The organism is Candidatus Chlorohelix allophototropha (assembly GCF_030389965.1).
Classification (GTDB): Bacteria; Chloroflexota; Chloroflexia; order Chloroheliales; family Chloroheliaceae; genus Chlorohelix; species Chlorohelix allophototropha.
The window spans coordinates 2,634,706-2,651,860 of record NZ_CP128399.1 but is presented as its reverse complement, the minus strand read 5'-3'; the positions used below and the strand labels follow the sequence as shown (position 1 = coordinate 2,651,860).

The following is a 17,155-nucleotide window of genomic DNA, read 5'->3' as shown; positions in this document are numbered from 1 at the left end:
GTTGCTATAAGTTACAGAGGGCTTTATAATTAAGTAAAACGCATTAAATTAAATTAAATTAATAATCGTTAGTATATTCTGGTTAAGTTATAACTCAAATTTAGCGATATGGATATTCCTGTTAACTATTACCAATTAATCAAATCCCAACTCCACAATGAAATTAAACTGGAAATTTACGAATTATCCAGATTATTACTAACTGAAACTAGCCTACCTAGTACCCTTGAGATTCTTTCCAATTTTGCCATCAAAACATACCAAGCAAAAACCGCCCCTATAGTTGTATATAGTCCGCAAGAATTAGCTGATATATATTGTTTAAAAGGCGATTTCATCGTCAATTGCGATTGTAAAGCATGCCCTTTCATTATGAAAACTGGCTTGTTTAACAAAGCTTTTGATAGTAAAAGTATAATTGCTATCCCCAACTATTGGGAGGATACCAGTTTTGAGCATAGCGAAACTATCAACCAGATGATGAAGCATGCTGATTGTAAGGCTCTGCTGATTGTGCCACTGCTTGCTGACAATCAAGTGATTGCACTGCTTGCAATATTCAAACCAGAAGTTTATCAATGGCAGGAAGTAGATTTCATTCGTGCGAGTGAGCTTTCCCATATTGGCGGTGCAGCTATAAAGAATGCTCGTTCTATTAAACAAATAAAATTCCTTAACGATAGTAAATCAGTTTTGTTGGAATTATGCCGTAAAGTGCTATTTACGCTTGATCTAAATGAAATGCTAGATCTCCTTAGCGAACGTGCTAAGGAATTACTGGAGGTTGATTCAGTTACAATCGGGCTGATAGAAAATAATATACTTGTAGGTGATAATCAAAGCCCCAACTTAACTTTTAATTATGCTCCGGTTCTACCAAGTTATTTATCCGGCAAAGGGGTAGGTGGGCGGGCATATTCCACCGGACAAGTTGCTTATACCAACGATTATTTCAATGACCAATCTTTTGAACATTCCCCTGATATTGATGATATGATTCGAACTAGCGGTATAATTGCTTCGCTGGCGGCTCCGATTTACCTCAAAGATGATATGATAGCTTTAATGTGGGCTAGTAACTTCAAGGCATATAACTGGACTGAGCATGATATTGCCTTGGCAAAAGAATTTACGTCACTCGCCTCTTTAGCAATCCATAATGCTCGCCTTTATCGTGACCTTGCCAAGTTAAATGAAAAGCTTGAACGCCGCAATCACGAACTCGAAACTCTTGAGGAGATTAATCGTAGTTTGCGCGTTAACACCGAAATTGATAAAACTACCGAATATGCTCTTAAAGTCGCAATGAAGGTTCTAGGGGCTGAGCGGGGTTCGATTCATTTGGTAAATCAGAATAATCCACAGCTCCTCAATTTAGAGATCTTCCTTGACATCTCTCAAGCTGCTAAGAATACCTCTACTTCACGCTATACCAGAGACGATGCTAATGCACCCGACTGGCTCAAGGAAATGCAAGTCGGGGTTGGTATTACCGGCAATGTGGCGCTTCGAAGGCAAACCTTGATGATTCCAGATTTAACCTCACTCCGGCAGCATCTACATGGCGTATCCATTGACCCCAATCCAAAATGGAAATCCGGGATTTTCATACCAATGTTTGCGGCAGACCAGTTTTTAGGAGTATTAAGCCTGCTCTCTTATGAGAGCAAAATTTTCTTTAAAGATGACGAACGTTATGCTGAAATGTTAACAGCCCAAATATCTTATGCAGTTCAATATGCCCGACAAATTGAAAACCAACATAAGCAAGAACAACTACAAGCGGCTCTGATAATGGCACGAACCGCCGCACATGAGCTTAGCCAGCCACTCACTTTGCTCCAAGCAGAAATAGAGTTGATTACCGATTTTGGGGAAGAACCCACCCCCGAAGTTTTTGAAGAGATGAAAAAAGCGATTTTCGAAATGACCTCACGTATTCGTGCTTACCAGCAAATTGTTCGGTTGGCTACTACCGAGCCTGTACCGGGTATTCGGGTAATAAACCCGCATCTCAGTAAGCCCTAATTCACCCCACACTCACCATCGTTGTCCGATCGGCAGTAATACATGAAATTCCTGAAGCCATTCCATTCAACCATTTGGTCGGGTAATTTTTCACTATAGGTACTTAACCCGTTTACACCCGGTTCAAAAAATGCAAGACCTTCTAGCGCCATGTCTATTGAAATATCGGGTTCAAAAGAAGTGCGTGTATTGAGTACAAACCCGTTATATAGATAGATGATATAGGTATTGTAATAAATTTTGTCTTGCTGTTTAACAGGTAAAATTGCTATATGGCTGGGTTCTCCATAGGCTTGGATTACTTCGCTAAAGGTAAAGGGGTGTGGAAATAGGGGACTAATCAGTATAACTGTGTTTATGGGTAAATCTTTGTGATACAGCAAAATGCCCCCGGTTCCTTCGGTAGCATTTGAAGTGCGTGGATTACCTGTCCAATCCCAATCAAGGAATCCCAAGTCAGGAGTTGCACGATGCAGGGTATTATCAGGGTTGCTAACAAGTGGGTTATTTCGCATAACTGTTAAAGCTTGCTCAGCCGTTGTTTGCTCTGGCACGATGTTTTCCCAGCAAGGCGCGCGGCAGGGGATTCCTTTTAACCAGCGATATTGCCACTCGTAGCTGTTGTCCCTTTCAGAGTTTTCAACTGCAACTGAAGACTGTCCACTACTATCTGTGCAGCTTACTAATAATGCCTCAAGCACACAAATTAAAAGCAGTACGCGGACAGTCTTCATTTTGTTAACTCCTTGCTATGCTAACTTAGCGCGTAGTCAAGCGGAATTGGGTAAAACTCGCTTCCACTGCGCCACCGTAGCTACCTGCTGCAAAACCAATTGAACCTGAACCTGAAGCTTTAAGCGGTTGTGCATTTACCGCTTGGTTATTCACGAAAATTTTCAAGCCCCCATCGGTGGTTTGGATAGTGAAACGGTTTGAAGCACCCGCTTTCCATGCTCCAATCTTCGTCCATGGCAGAATTTCTTTCCAGTTGCCGTTGTTAAATTGGCTGACCTGCACCTGACCGCTTCCGGTTACGCTGGCGAGATAATAGCTGCTAGGATTCTGATACCAGAATACAAGCCCATATAGTCCGGCATCGCTATTAATTCCCTGTACCGACACTTCCGCGCTAAAGGACTGAGGCTGAATTTTGTTATTGGGATAAACGCCCCACACCAACTGGCTAGTGGTTGCTTTCACACTGTAACGCCCATTTTGATAGAGAGTTGCACCCCCATTTGGCAATCCACTGTTGGTATCCTTGAAAAGGTCTTCAAAGGCGACATTGCCCACCGGCTGGGGCGTTATTGGCGCATCGGTAATTGGCGCAGAGGTAGTGTTAGCTGTACCCGCAGAAGTAGTTGCAACAACTTTACGGGGAGTTGCCACAGGGGTTGGGTAAGCAAAACGCGAATTTAAAGTTACAATCACGATTGGATTTATATCCGGTTCCTTATTGGGAGCGGGAGCGGGAGGTAATTTACCTTGCGGTTTGGCGTTGGCAGCCCCCGGATTGCTTCCGGCATCGGCGCGTCCGTATCCAAAGGCAACATCAGGACCTACCGGTCCTAGGTCTTTTACGTGTTCCAGCACTACTGTCGTAAAATCGTCTATAGACAGATTGGGATTGGCGCTTTTCAATACTGCTGCCATGCCTGAAACCTGCGGGCAGGCTGCACTGGTGCCTGGGAAATTACTGCTGCCTTCTTCCTCATAAGCCCCACTGCTTACACTGGCAGGGGCTGAGATTTCAGGCTTAAATACACCGTTTGTTAATGGTCCTTGGCTGCTGTAGTATTCGATTGCATCTGTTTTATAATTAGTAGCTCCTACTGCCAGCGCGCCCTTAGACGAAGCCGGATCAGCGACAGCAATGCGTGGGACAACAAACTGGAGGGGCAAATCGTGACTAAAGATATGCAGCCTGAAACGTTCTACTTTCCCCCCGGTACGTTTGGCACACGCTTTGATATAAACTAATTGCCCCGGATTTAATTTTAAGGGTACGTATTCTTTGGGTGTACGGGAACGTTGGTCGCCGGTGCTACTTATCAAAGTGGTTCCGTTTATATCGGTAATAAATAGGTCAAGGTCGGTAGCATTGGGATTGATACCCCCGTTTAGCCACTGTTCCCAGTTTAGCATCACATAACCGGGAAAGGGAGCGCTTGATGGGTTTCCTAGAGCCATGCGGGTAACGCCCGGCGCAAATTGATGGCAACCACTGGAGTCAGGCTCATAATAAGCGGTATAGTGCGATGAGCCTTCGTTTCCGGCTGAAAACACAAATAGAATCCCATTTTCCTGCCTGACCCGCTCTATTTGTTTCTCCAGAAAGCTGCTACCGTCTCCGGCAGTGCCGTGTCCACCCATAGAAATCGAGATAATATTGACCTTCTGGCTAACCATATAACTGATAGCCCGCGAAAATTGATCATCGCTACCGTCAATTGCGGCGGCAAAATACTGAGCATCCGGCGCGTGCGAGTAGATAATTTCTGATACGGCGCTGCCATGCACATCATCTTCCAGCATGCCATCTCCGCCGACCTCTTTATCAATATCTACCGGATTGAAGTCGCGGGGTAAATAGCTGCCTTGTAAATCTTGAAAGAATTTAAACCCACCATCAATAATGCCAACACGCACGCCTTTACCGGTAAAACCGGCTTGCTGCCACTTATCGGTTTGCATTATTTTAACGCCTTCATTCTTTGCCAGATTTCCCACTTGTTGGAGTGCCTCAAGGGTTTGAGGTAACCCGTTAAATTCTTGGATAGTGCGCGGATATAAAAGGTTGATGCCAATTACGCCCTTGAAGCCAGCCAAATCGGAAAGGTAATTATCCTGACTGGATGAATTTACGTAGTCCACAAACACTTTGACCGGGACTTTGACCCGTAGTTTTACAATATTGCCTTCACTGGCAGAGTTAGTAACTCTCCCACCCATCGTTGTAACCTTTTCGGTTACAGGTTTCTGGGCAGTTGGGTCGTTCAGTTCCAGTTCAAAGTTAACTTCATCTTGGTTGTCAATAATATTTTGCTGGCGGGCATAGTCGATCGCCAATTGCAATTTCTGCTCTTTTGTACCTTCAGCGGTGGCATATTTAACCAGCACGCCGAGCAGCACAGTATCAATTTTACTTTCCTTGGGGACAGGTTCTGGAGTCGGGGCAGGAGTTGGCTCCGGTCCACACGCCTGCATCAGCAAGCCTACGAGCAAAGTAATCAAAAGCAGAAATACTACCTTGAACTTGCGGATGGGCATACTTTGGTTTCTCCATTGTCTGTGGTTAATATTTGCTGAGAATTAGAAATACTGTCCCCTTATTATAAAGATAATATGTCCGTCTGAAAAGGTTTGATATGCGGTTTCATTGCTGTGAATAAAGGGCTAGAGTATAATTCGATTTAATTTTACTCTAATTTGTAACTTGTTCGCAAAAAATTTGTATTCGCATTAATTTTATCAAGCTTGTCTCATCATCAAAAGATGAAAGTAAAACTTCGTTCTCATTCGCGTCTTTTTTGGAGAAAAATCAATGCAAAATAACACCGAAAAGCTGCCATCTGTACAGGAATTAAAGTTTTCACCCACAATGAAGCGTCTGATAGTTTTTATAGTGGTAGGGTTGCTGGTGGCTTTCTTTTTAAAAATAGGTGAAATATTACCGCCCTTTATCTGGGCATTGGTAACCGCTTTTATCTTTAATGACCCTATTAAATATCTTACTTGGCGTACCGGAAAACCTCGTTGGGTTTGGTCGGCAGTTCTTTATTTGATATTTTTTGTGGTGTTGGTGCTGGTAATAGCTTGGTTAGTTCCAGCGGTAAGGCAGGAAGCAAAAATACTGTCCGAAGATGTGCCAAAAATTCAGCAATCCGTTAAGGATAATCTAGGGGCAAACCCTACCGTAAATATTGCTGGTATAGAAGTACAATCGGATACCGTAATCAGTGCAGTTGATGGGGTGGTAAATCGTCTCCCTGAAATAGCGCAGGAAATCGGACCAAAATTACTTTCCGGCACTTTCCGGTTTCTTATTGATTTCCTATTATATTTGATTGCAACTTTCTACTTTCTGTTAATGGGCGCTCGCCCACTTCTGCATTTTTTGGATACTCTTCCACTAATGGCGCGCAATGAAATGTTGGACTTGTTTGAGCGCGCCGACCGGGTTCTAGGTGCCTATATCAAGGCGCAGTTTTTCCTAGTGCTGATTATGAGCGTTAGTTCATTTATCATAATGGAAATTCTTGGCATTCGTTATGCTATCTTACTGGCAATCATGGTAGGGGTTTTGGAGCTTATACCGTTTGTAGGACCTTATCTTGCAATCGGCATTAGCTGTTTAGTAGCATATTTTCAGCCACATGGGGCAAACCTATCCTTTGGTTTGGACGGTGTGATGCTGGCAATAGTAGTTGCGATTGCACTATTTATATTGCGTCAGATAGAGGATTATCTGGTAATTCCGAATTTGGTCGGCAAAATTCTGGAACTTCCCCCGCTTCTGGTGATTTTCTCAACCATAGCAGGCGCGGCATTATTAGGACCGATGGGTTTATTATTATCAGTTCCGGTAGTGGCGGTTCTGAAAATCGTGATTGGTTATCTCTATTACAAATTAGTAGATGCCGATCGCCAAAAAATTATCCTGAAACCCGGCACGGATAGTGACGAACTTCTAGAGACGCTAGATCGTTATGAATCCGGTTCCCGCTTGTTACTTGTCGGTGCAAAAAGCGAAGTATTGCGCAAACCTGAAGTCCTTACCCATATCCAGCAACTAAGAGCCACGCGCAAACTTGATGTGGCATTTTTCGTAGGGGAAGATGAGCCAACCGCGCATACCCTACGCGGTTCTGGTTTTTCGGTGGTTGTACAGGAACAGGAACATTTCTTCGGTAACGAAGACTGATTATATCCCAAACTTGACGATACAAGGCTTGTGACCCATAATCATTGAGTATTTTTGATATTGTTATAGCTATCAGACTGGATTAATGTCACAAGTCAAAGTAACGCCATCCCCACGCCGCTTTAGCGGAGGAATCATCCGCGCGGCAATAATCATCTCTTTGGGTAATATTCTAACCCGCATCTTCGGACTTTTGCGAGATGCGGTGTTGGCGGCATTGTTTGGTACTACTGCTTTTGCCACTGCCTTTGTCATAGCCGATAATACCCTGAGCATCTTTTTCGATTTGCTGGTGAGCGGGGCGATAAGTTCCGCCCTTGTTCCGGTTCTTAGTCGCTACGCCGCCCGCGCCGAAGATCGCGCTGAGTTCTGGCGAGTGGTCAATGTGTTGCTTACGCTGGGCTTGCTTTTCCTCATTGGAGTAGTAGCGCTGTTGCAACTTGTTGCCGACCCCTTAGCCCGCTTTATGGCTACCAAAGAAACAGACGATATAAAAGACCTTACAGTTGGTTTAACCCGCATAATCCTGCTGGCGATTGTATTCTTAGGGGTAAGCTCGATAATGACGGCGGCGTTACAAGCCTTGCAACGTTTCGTCTGGTCGGCAATTTCGCTGGCGGCACGCAATCTGGGTATTATCATTGTGGCTGTTTCGTTGGGCTGGTTGCTTGGCGTATGGAGTATGGTGCTAGGTGTATTATTCGGCACTTTCCTGTTGATTGTACTGCAAGCGCCCGGTTTACGCGATATCCCCTTAAAGCCTTCGCTTGAATGGAATCATCCGGCGGTAAGACAAATTCTAAAGCTCTATTTGCCCATATTTCTAGGACTGCTTATAACCAGCCTTGCGTTGGTGGTTGACCGCAATTTGGCTAACCAAGCCGGTTCAGAGGCGATTCCGGCGATGCGCTACGCCACCAATCTCCAGCAATTTGCGCTAGGTCTGGTGGGAAGCGCCATTTCGCTGGCGATTTTGCCCACTCTCTCACGGTTGGCAGATGATGAGAATAAGGAGAATTTCCGCTTTACCCTTATGAGTGGTTTACGCTTGTTATTGGTACTGGTCATTCCGGCTACGCTAGGGTTGCTGGCTTTAGCCTTGCCTACTATCACCGTAATTTACCAGCGCGCCGCTTTCAACGATGAGAGTAAGTGGTTTACGCTAGTGGCTTTGCTGGGCTATTTGCCCGGTGTGCCTGCTGCCGCGCTTGACCAAATGCTCATTTTCTCGTTTTACGCCCGCAAGAACACCCTCACCCCGGTACTGGTGGGGGTATTCTCCAATCTGGTTTACCTCACAGTTGCTTTGCTTTGCACATGGTTACTGCCGGTGGGCGCATTACGCATACTTGGTTTGGTGCTGGCGAATAGTTTGCAACAACTGGTGCATATGCTGGTGATGTTCGTGCTTTTACGCCGTTTGTTCGGCACTTTGCGGGGCAATGGCTTATTCTACACTCTTCTAAAAAGTGGGTTAGGTGCGTTGCTGATGGCGGCGGTAGCTTTTCTGGTGGCTGGATTTCTAACGAATGGGTTTAATGCGAGCGGTTTTTTACCCAACTTGTTAGGGTTGGCGGTAGGAACAACTAGCGGGGCGGTGGTGTACTTGCTGACGCTACGCCTTTTGAAAGTGGAAGAATTGAATCTGGTGGTTGGGGCAGTGCGCCGTAAATTAAAGGGCTAAATGGCAAGGTCATTCGCAATAAAAACTAAGAATTTCTTACTACATCCGGATGCGCTTTCTTTTTATTTTTTCCTGTTTGTTTCCTTCTTTATAATGTACCCGCTCTCGGCTTACATGGCAGTTTCCACCGTCACCGAAGGCGATAGTCTGCTTCAGATGTGGTCAATGCGCTGGACGATTCACAGCTTGACCATCGACCCTGCCAATCTGTTCAATGCTAATCTGTTTTATCCCTATACCAATTCGCTGGCGTTTGCCGATGCCATGATTGCGCCCGCGCTTCAGGCAATGCCGATTTTCTTCCTGAGCGGCAATATTGTGTTGTCTTATAATGTTCTAACCTGGTTCAGTTTTGCCCTGAGCGGTTGGGCTATGTATCTGCTGGTGAAAGATATTAGCGGGAGTAGATTGGGCGGGCTGGTAGCTGGCATGGTGTTTGCTTTTGCGCCTTATCGAATCGGGCGTATCAGCCAGCTAAATGTACTTTCAACGCAGTGGTTACCCCTGTGTTTTTTGCTGTTACGACGGTTGGTACTACAGGATTCAGGCTCTTTCAAATTGGCGATAAAACGCGACTGGTGGTTGGTAGCAGGGTTTGTCTTTTTCTACACCTTAACGGCTTATTCCACTTTCTATTATCTGCTCTATACCGCCCCTGTGTTTGCCGTTTTCGTGATGTTATTGCAACTTTCTACCAAACGGCTACCCTCTCCAGCCTTGTTGCTAAAATTGGTCTTAGGACTTGGGTTGGTGGGTTTGCTTGTATTGCCGGTAGCGTTCCCTTACTTCGAGGTTACTTCTCTCCAATCGGCGGAACGTACCCGCAGCGAAGCGCAGCAATTTTCAGCCAACTATCGTTTTTATCTAGCAACCACCGATAATAACCTGTTCTGGGGTAATACCCTGAGCCGTTTCGGGGGTACTGGAGGTGAGCGCAAACTCTTTCCGGGTGCATTGGGGCTGGTATTTGGCACGATTGGGCTAGTATGTCCGCTCGTTTATGGGTTCTTGCGCCGCCGTAAGAAAGAATTTAGCGTGGTTGACGAACCTACACCAATAAAGCAGCTACGGCGCGAAGGGTGGGTTTGGTTTGGGGTGGCATTATTTGCCCTGCTGATGAGCTTCGGTCCTGCGTTGAAGGCATGGGGCGCAGAAATACCCATGCCTTACGGGTTTTTCTTCGATTATGTGCCGGGTTGGAAGGGCTTGCGGGCGGTTATGCGCTACGGTTTGTTTGTTACGTTGGTGGTGGCAGTGCTGGCGGGTATGGGAGTTGCTTTTCTGGCAGCGGGCGTTACACTCTGGCAGCGTTTTTCCCGCAATGTTCGTAGGTTTTCCCCGTTTGGGCTTATGGCAATCCTATTATTCGGCGCGTTCTGGGAATATCATAGCGAAATTACTTATATTAACCCTAAAATCCTGCCCAACCCGCCACGGGTTTATAGCTGGTTGGCACAACCTGAAAATTCTGGGGCAGTAATAGAATTACCCTTCCCACGCGACCCTCGCAATAGCCCTGCCATCCGCAATTTTTACAGCTTGTCGAATTTCCAACCGTTAGTGGGTGGTATGAGCGGTTATGTACCTCCTGTCTATGGTGATATGCGCGATATAACCGATAATTTCCCCTCAAAAGAATCGCTTGCGCTGTTACAGGGTATGGGTATTCGCTGGGTGGTGTACCACCTTAATGATGAGAATACGCCGTTGCCTTCGGGCGCATGGGATAAAATCGAGTCGCGAATCAAGAGTACCAAAGAATTGATGCAGGCAGCAGATTTCTCGACTGATAAAATCAAGGTTTATGAACTCGCAGCTGACCCTTGGATGTTGAATCTGGCGCGTAGTATTCCAACTGGCTCAAATGTTATAACCAGCGATTACCGTCGTACCCAACCCGCTACAATTGAATTTACCCAGACCATTTTCCAGCGTTTCGGGCATAAGCTGTACGGCAATGACCGCGTGGGCTATCGTTTCCCGTCTTCTCCACCCACCGGAACTGCGGTGGATTATGGTTTGTTTGGTGCAGACGAAGACCCTTCCCCCTATGGTTTTAGCGCAACCGATGAAGTTTGGAGTGGTAATGGGCTAAAATTTTACAAGCGCAAAGAACCCTCACTTGTCGCCTATGATGTTGGGCGCGCTGCCTCTTTAAGAGATTATGCCACTTTAAAAGGGCAACTTGAGCTTGAAATCGGGAAAAACGAGGTCAAATTTAATGGCAATAGCGTTGGTAAGGGTAAAACCGCGAGTGGGGCTAGTAGTTACTTGAACCTGACACTGGCAACTTTTTACCCACAAAAGGCTATTATCCGACAAGGCAACCGCGAGATTACTTTGAATTTAGCAACCGGGCTGACGAACTGGCGAAGTTCCAATCTCAATGCGGGTGAGAAAATTTCGCTTGAGCCTTCACCCGGACAGAGCTTACAATTGAGTCGCGTAGAGTTGCTTGACGCAACCTCTCAGAATACTGAAGCTCTATCTCCTGCCAGCGGTAACCCTGCTATTTTGAATACTACCAGCCGACAGGATGGCGATAAATTTATTAGCAATTTTGAGATTTTGACTCCTTCGTTGAGCGCGGAGACTCCCGGTAAATACACCTTGACGCTGGACGTGTATCGCCGTCCCTGGGGTACCCATCCCTCCGGACATTTTGGTAACTGGTCTATTGCCCTGCCAGGTTCGCAGACTGCTCGTAAGGTTGAATTTACTTTTGACCCCAAGCGTCAGGAAACTTCCGTTACAGTGGACGGTAATCGGGTGGATATGGGCGCAGAAGTGATACGCCCCGGAGACGGCGATTGGGCAGTATTCATTGCTCTGTGGCGCAACGACCCCCAGAATCCTACCTTGAATACGCAGGTAGGCGTGGCGCGTCTCTACGAGTTTAGCCTTGAAGGTCAGCGACTTAGTGACATTACTATGCTGCCTGACCGCCCTTTGTTCTTTCTGCCACCGCTCAAGTAAAAGATAACTTTCTTTTCTGCTGATATTTCCACATTATGCATACGCCTATAACACCTGTTATATCTATAGGCTTCTTTTTTTGCATTCAAAGGAATAGACGAGAGCTATAAGAAAGCCAAAGGTTATTTTGTAATACTTTGTTAAGTTTTTACAGCTTACTAAATATTCGGCATGTTGTACAATTATCGTATAAATTTGGCTATTAAAAGCAAATAATCTGGAGATATAGAGATGGCATTAACAAAAAATAGAATCGGAAGTGACCCCGGTCTTTACAATTTCGAGAATAAAAAACATAGATGGACAGTTTTTGGGGCAGGCGCGTTTGCCTCTGCCACTATGACCTTAACGATGCTCTTGGCGCAGATTGCAGGATTAGTCCCTCGAAGCCTTGCTAATATTCTCTCGGATAAGCTTGCAACCCTCTTTCCCGCGCAAATTCAGGAGTTTTTCATTCAGTCCATAGGTCCAATGGGTAAGACTCTGCTGTTTTATGGCGTATTACTGGGACAAATTGTAGCGGGTGGTTTATTGGCGCTTTTTTTGATCTGGTTTGTGCCGCGAATTGAGAACAGCCAAATGCTCTGGCGCAATAGCTTCATTCTTAGCGTCAGTATTTGGGTGGTGACGGTACTTATTGGTCTGCCGTTGATGGGCGCAGGCTTTGTCGGCGCTGATCTGGGTCAGGATCAAGTTATTATCCTGCTTAGCTCATTCCTACTATTTCAGCTTTACGGTTTAGCTTTAGGTTATTTTTTCCTGAAGCTCATGCCTGAATCTTCTGAAGATGTATCTGTCCGGCGCGCAGAAGACGAGAGCGATGAAGAAATTGGGAATGTGCCGGGTCGTCGCCGTTTCATCCTCGGTTTGACTGCATTCTTTGTGGTTGCCCTTGCCGCCGGAATTGGAGTAGGCGCATTCAAAGTCAAAAACCCGGGCTATTGGGTTAATCTGGGCGCTGGATACGAAGGTGACAAACTCAAGGGGGAAATCACTCCGGTTGATACTTTCTACGGTGTTAGCAAAAATGTGATTGACCCGAATGTAAACGCTACGGATTGGAAGCTCGAAATAAACGGTATGGTAGATAAGCCCATTGCTTTTGATTATGCTTCTATAAGCAAATTACCCGCAGTAACCCGTACCCATACCCTCACTTGTATCAGCAATCCGGTTGGGGGGCAACTAATCGGGAATGGCGAGTGGAAAGGTACTCCACTAAAGGATATTCTGGCGCAAGTGGGGGTAAAGTCGGGCGCAAAGAAATTGGTGTTTACCTGTGCGGACGGCTATACTGATAGTATTACGCTAGATAAAGCTCAAGACCCCAATACCCTTTTAGTGTGGGAGATGGACGGCGTGCCTTTGCCCCAAGCGCATGGTTTCCCGGTGCGCGCCTTGATCCCTGATATCTATGGTATGAAAAATGCCAAATGGATTCGTTCAATAACACTGATTAATACCGAATATGAAGGCTACTGGCAGCAGGAGGGTTGGGATAACCTTGCTATAATAAAAACCGAATCTACCATTACTTCTCTCCAAGCCGATGAGGATTTGCGCAGTGGCGAACCTGTCACTGTGCATGGCTTTGCCTTTGCCGGGGCGCGTGGTATCAAAAAAGTAGAGGTAAGTAGCGATGGCGGAAAAACATGGCAAGAGGCGCGAATTAAAGAAGCTATAAATCAGAATAGCTGGCAACTCTGGCAGTTTGATTGGACTCCGGTGGGAGCAGGCAAGACTGTGACCCTAACGGTGCGTGCTACTGATGGTACGGGTGCGCCACAGCTTAAAGATAATGCTGCGCCTTTCCCCAGTGGCTCTAGCGGTTATCATAGTGTAAACGTACATATTATTTAGCTTAACGACGATGGCGTAAGCGATTGAGAAAAATTGCTTACGCTCTGTTTATTTTATAGCAACTAGAACAGTAAAAACGAATTCGGAATAGAGCTAAGAGGCTTAAATCCATTGCCCGAAATCTTCTCTTAAGCGGAAACCCAAATCACGTCAATCACTGAAACAGGGGTGATTTGCTGGTAAAATAGCGATGAATGATTGAGAAGGGAAAAATGCAATGTTGGAGCGTGAGTTGGCACAGCGAATAGAGTTACGCCAGTTGCTCTACTTTGTCACCGTTGTAAAGGAACATAGTTTCAGCCGTGCCGCCGAAGTGCTGAATATGGGGCAACCCGGTTTGAGCGGGCAGATCAAGAAACTGGAAGATGCGGTTGGTATTATATTGCTGGAGCGCACCGCCAAGGGAGTCAAGCCTACCGAAGCGGGGCAACAATTGCTGGCTTATGCACAACGTATTCTGAACGAATTAAAATTGGCAGAACGCAGTATGGATGAGATTCGGGAGGTGACGACTGGACACGTAATATTAGGTGTTACTTCCGCCTCGACTTTCTCGCATCTCGCTGCCATAATTGAGGAATATCGCAGGCTGTACCCTCGTGTTCAACTTCAAATCGTAGAGTTACCTACCGAAACGCTGGTAGAAAGTGTTCGAATGGGCTTGCTCGACCTCACTTTATCGGTTTTGCCCGTAGAAGTAGAAGAACTCGAGGTAGAGCATCTTTATAGCGAAAATCTGCGCCTGATTGTTTCCAGTCGCCATCGCCTAGCCGATAGAGCAAGTCGAGGCGAAAAAGTGAAGCTACCAGAGCTTTTAGGAGAACCGCTGGTGTTGCCCTATCGCCAATATGGTATTCGCCAGCAAATAGAGCATGCCTACAATTTGTTCGGAATGAAGGTACAAACTTCGATTGAGTTGATGGGCATTGGTGTAGCAGTGCAATTGGCGCGGCGCGGGTTAGGCATAACCTTCTTGCCAGAACTGCTGGTGGCGGACGAAGTGCGGCTTGGTGAACTGGTTTGCCTGACGGTGGAAGAACCAGACCTGATTATGCGTACCGGCTTACTATTTCGGCGTGATGCTTATTTGCCCCCTGCTTGCCGCCGTATGGTAGAAGTTATCCAACGAGTATGCAGGCTCCAAAATCCTGATCAGGTTCAAGCAAATGGCTGAGTTCTGGCGACGGCTTTCCCCTGCTTTGGCTGCTTATGGGGTAAGTCGCGAGTTGGCTCTGAGCGAGAGCCTTTTGCAGAAGGTGCAGCAACCGACACTATGGTGGTATAGCGCGCATGTTCCGGCGTTAATACTAGGAACGGCACAAAAGCTTGAAATTCTTAATAGTAGGGCTTGTGTTGCTCAGGGCTTGGAAATCTATAAACGTGCTTCCGGTGGCGCGTTGGTTTTGGCAGAACCGTCATTCCTGAGTTTGGATGTGGCGCTTCCTCCAGAGCATCCGCTTGCTCCAACCGATGTGGTGGAAACCTATCGTTGGTTAGGTGAAGTGTGGCTTGAAAGCCTCTCTAAATTGGGTTTGGAGGGGGGGCGCCTCGCTAAAGTTACAGAAGTGCGTGAGCAAAGAACCGCTCGTGACAGCGAAATTGAACAGGAACGCGAAGATTACCGCCTTGCCAACCTGATTTGCTTCGGAACGCTTTCCCCTTACGAAGTGGTTAGCGCAGAAGGCTTGAAACTGGTAGGGTTGTCCCAGATAAGGCGGCGCGTCGGCACGCTTTTACAATGTGGGTTGCCTTTGCAAAAGCAAGCGGACAGGTTGGTGGGGTCACTCGCGCTGGAGAAATCTGAAAAAACTCGATTAGTGAATTTGCTAGACACCCGCATGACCACTCTTGAGTCTGCCGCTGACGAGCGTAAGTTTAAACCGACCGAGATAATCTCAGCTTTTGAGGCAACACTGGCACAAAAATATAATATAATCCTCACCGAATCAGTCTGGACTGAAGCAGAACTGGCACAAGCGCACGAATTGGAAACAGCCAAATATCAACGCCTTATGTAGAGCTTGTCTATCTGTTATAATTCACTTATCGGGTTATAGCTCCTTCTAAATTTTGTGACAAGGTTTCCTCTTGAAAAGCTTACTGAATTTACTTTGGCGACTGTTAGTCTTGAATGGTGGTTTGTTCATTTTTGCGGTGGGAATTTCATGTTCGGTAGCTTCTAATTTAGGATTACCTGCATGGGACGTGTTACATCAGGGTATCAGCTTCCATATTCCTCTAACTCTTGGTCAGGTCATCCAAGTATCTGGAGTGGTGATTCTTCTTATAGCCTTTTGGCTGGGAGAAAAACCGGGCATCGGTTCTCTCTTCAACATATTTTTCATTGGATTCTGGATAGATATAATCCTGAAAAGCGAGATATTGGCTACTTTTAGCGCACTTGGCTTATGGGCGCAATATTTGTTGGTTTTGGCATGCCTCCTGTTTGCAGGGATAGGCGCGGGCTTATATACTCGCCCTGCTCTGGGAATCGGTCCGCGTGATAGCTTGATGGTGGCACTGGTTCGTAAAACCGGATATAGGGTTGCGCTCATCAGAACAATGCTGGAAATCTTGGCTGTTCTGGCGGGTTGGCTATTGGGCGGTGTGGTCGGAATCGGTACTCTGGCAATTGCCTTTGGAATCGGTCCGGTAGTTGAATTGAGCTATCATCTTTTTGGGGTTAAAATACACCGCCCTGTTAATACCTCCGCATCACTACAGGATATTTGAACTTAACCACTTTATGCTAAAATAAACCCGTTGAAGTGGTTATTGGTGCTGACAAAAGATAAATAGCGGGTTCATTAATATGGAAACTCTTCCTCTGGTCATATACACCCTGATGCTTGAACTGGCAGTCGGTTCGTTTGTGGTGATGGTAATTACCGATTTCAAAGGTGAGATTGGCGGTAGTTTTTTGATAACCGGCGCTTTAACTTCTCTCGGCGCAGCTATCGTGGCGCGTTGGGTGCAAAGCTCGGTTTCTTTCAAATCCGGCGAAGCCCTTTATCCCACCGATAGTTCATGGTCAGGGGCGCAATCCCTTTTTTTGAATATTTCGATTGGGGCGTTGGTAATTTACAATCTCATGGTATTAGTAGGTACAGTTAAAGCTAGGCGGGTAGTGGGAGTAATAGCTGCTTTGGCGTGTATAATCACCTTATTGACATATGCGATGCTATATAGGGGTGATTATCTGGGTGGTTGGGTAGCGCCGTTAAGCCTTTTTGCGGGTGCTGCCAGTTTAGGGGCAGTAATGGATGGAATGTTGCTAGGGCATTGGTATTTAGTAAGCCCTACTATGGCGGTAGCTCCCCTGTCGCGGATTAATACGCTCTTTTTCTGGGGGCTAGTCACACAGGCACTTCTGGTAATAATTAATATTGGTCCTTGGGCTAACAGCGGTACAACCGAGTTATGGGATAAATTCGGCATCTTTTTCTGGGTGAGAGTGCTGGTAGGAATTGCCTTTCCGCTGGTGTTGGCAGTAATGACGTGGCAAACCTGTAAACTTAAGGCGCACATGTCTAGTACCGGATTCTTGTATGTTGCGCTGGCGTTGGTGTTGGCAGGAGAAATAGTCTCGCGCGTGATAATGTTTTCTACTACCGTACCGCTCTAGAAACGCCGACTACCGCAAAATTGGCAAGAAAAAACCGTCGCCTTTTTGATACAGGGCG

11 protein-coding genes are annotated in these 17,155 nt (G+C 46.2%); 9 read left to right on the top strand and 2 right to left on the bottom strand.

Annotated elements, in window-relative coordinates; genetic code table 11:
* The first annotated feature begins 372 nt into the window (after nt 1-372).
* Nucleotides 373-2,028 (top strand): GAF domain-containing protein, encoded by a 1,656-nt coding sequence (locus tag OZ401_RS11610; protein ID WP_341468402.1) that lies wholly within the window; start codon nt 373-375, stop codon nt 2,026-2,028.
* Here OZ401_RS11610 and OZ401_RS11605 read toward each other — a convergent pair.
* Both OZ401_RS11605 and OZ401_RS11600 read right to left on the bottom strand, forming a co-directional pair.
* Nucleotides 2,025-2,762 carry a hypothetical protein gene (locus OZ401_RS11605; RefSeq protein ID WP_341468401.1) on the bottom strand — a complete coding sequence of 246 codons (738 nt, stop codon included), beginning with the start codon at nt 2,760-2,762 and terminating at the stop codon, nt 2,025-2,027. The two genes, OZ401_RS11610 and OZ401_RS11605, sit on opposite strands and share 4 nt — an antisense overlap.
* 25 nt (nt 2,763-2,787) lie before the next feature.
* Complete coding sequence (locus OZ401_RS11600) at nt 2,788-5,298, bottom strand: S8 family peptidase (RefSeq protein ID WP_341468400.1); 2,511 nt, start codon at nt 5,296-5,298, stop codon at nt 2,788-2,790.
* Between the two features lie 274 nt (nt 5,299-5,572).
* Between OZ401_RS11600 and OZ401_RS11595 the strand changes: the two genes are divergently transcribed.
* The 8 genes from OZ401_RS11595 to OZ401_RS11560 all read left to right on the top strand — a co-directional run bounded on the left by OZ401_RS11595 (nt 5,573) and on the right by OZ401_RS11560 (nt 17,097).
* Nucleotides 5,573-6,952, top strand: coding sequence for an AI-2E family transporter (locus OZ401_RS11595; protein ID WP_341468399.1), 1,380 nt, complete (start codon nt 5,573-5,575; stop codon nt 6,950-6,952).
* An 85-nt stretch (nt 6,953-7,037) separates the two neighbouring features.
* Nucleotides 7,038-8,636 (top strand): murein biosynthesis integral membrane protein MurJ, encoded by a 1,599-nt coding sequence (murJ, locus tag OZ401_RS11590; RefSeq protein WP_341468398.1) that lies wholly within the window; start codon nt 7,038-7,040, stop codon nt 8,634-8,636.
* Nucleotides 8,637-11,612 carry a hypothetical protein gene (locus OZ401_RS11585; protein WP_341468397.1) on the top strand — a complete coding sequence of 992 codons (2,976 nt, stop codon included), beginning with the start codon at nt 8,637-8,639 and terminating at the stop codon, nt 11,610-11,612.
* A 231-nt stretch (nt 11,613-11,843) separates the two neighbouring features.
* Nucleotides 11,844-13,472, top strand: a complete 1,629-nt coding sequence (locus tag OZ401_RS11580; RefSeq protein ID WP_341468396.1) for a molybdopterin-dependent oxidoreductase — start codon at nt 11,844-11,846, stop codon at nt 13,470-13,472.
* Between the two features lie 217 nt (nt 13,473-13,689).
* Nucleotides 13,690-14,646 carry a LysR family transcriptional regulator gene (locus tag OZ401_RS11575; RefSeq protein WP_341468395.1) on the top strand — a complete coding sequence of 319 codons (957 nt, stop codon included), beginning with the start codon at nt 13,690-13,692 and terminating at the stop codon, nt 14,644-14,646.
* On the top strand, nt 14,639-15,490 hold the full coding sequence (locus tag OZ401_RS11570; RefSeq protein ID WP_341468394.1) for a lipoate--protein ligase family protein: 852 nt from the start codon (nt 14,639-14,641) through the stop codon (nt 15,488-15,490). The genes OZ401_RS11575 and OZ401_RS11570 overlap by 8 nt, the downstream gene beginning before the upstream one ends.
* A 70-nt stretch (nt 15,491-15,560) precedes the next feature.
* On the top strand, nt 15,561-16,205 hold the full coding sequence (locus tag OZ401_RS11565; RefSeq protein ID WP_341468393.1) for a YczE/YyaS/YitT family protein: 645 nt from the start codon (nt 15,561-15,563) through the stop codon (nt 16,203-16,205).
* Between the two features lie 79 nt (nt 16,206-16,284).
* The gene (locus tag OZ401_RS11560) at nt 16,285-17,097 is read left to right on the top strand and encodes a hypothetical protein (protein WP_341468392.1); all 813 of its coding nucleotides are present in this window, start codon (nt 16,285-16,287) and stop codon (nt 17,095-17,097) included.
* Nucleotides 17,098-17,155: the final 58 nt, after the last annotated feature.

What these genes read in the sequence shown, in the direction of transcription:
- OZ401_RS11610 (WP_341468402.1), top strand. Translation starts at nt 373, where the DNA reads ATGAAAACTGGCTTGTTTAACAAAGCTTTTGATAGTAAAAGTATAATT.
- OZ401_RS11605 (WP_341468401.1), bottom strand. Translation starts at nt 2,762, where the DNA reads ATGAAGACTGTCCGCGTACTGCTTTTAATTTGTGTGCTTGAGGCATTA.
- OZ401_RS11600 (WP_341468400.1), bottom strand. Translation starts at nt 5,298, where the DNA reads ATGCCCATCCGCAAGTTCAAGGTAGTATTTCTGCTTTTGATTACTTTG.
- OZ401_RS11595 (WP_341468399.1), top strand. Translation starts at nt 5,573, where the DNA reads ATGCAAAATAACACCGAAAAGCTGCCATCTGTACAGGAATTAAAGTTT.
- murJ (WP_341468398.1), top strand. Translation starts at nt 7,038, where the DNA reads ATGTCACAAGTCAAAGTAACGCCATCCCCACGCCGCTTTAGCGGAGGA.
- OZ401_RS11585 (WP_341468397.1), top strand. Translation starts at nt 8,637, where the DNA reads ATGGCAAGGTCATTCGCAATAAAAACTAAGAATTTCTTACTACATCCG.
- OZ401_RS11580 (WP_341468396.1), top strand. Translation starts at nt 11,844, where the DNA reads ATGGCATTAACAAAAAATAGAATCGGAAGTGACCCCGGTCTTTACAAT.
- OZ401_RS11575 (WP_341468395.1), top strand. Translation starts at nt 13,690, where the DNA reads ATGTTGGAGCGTGAGTTGGCACAGCGAATAGAGTTACGCCAGTTGCTC.
- OZ401_RS11570 (WP_341468394.1), top strand. Translation starts at nt 14,639, where the DNA reads ATGGCTGAGTTCTGGCGACGGCTTTCCCCTGCTTTGGCTGCTTATGGG.
- OZ401_RS11560 (WP_341468392.1), top strand. Translation starts at nt 16,285, where the DNA reads ATGGAAACTCTTCCTCTGGTCATATACACCCTGATGCTTGAACTGGCA.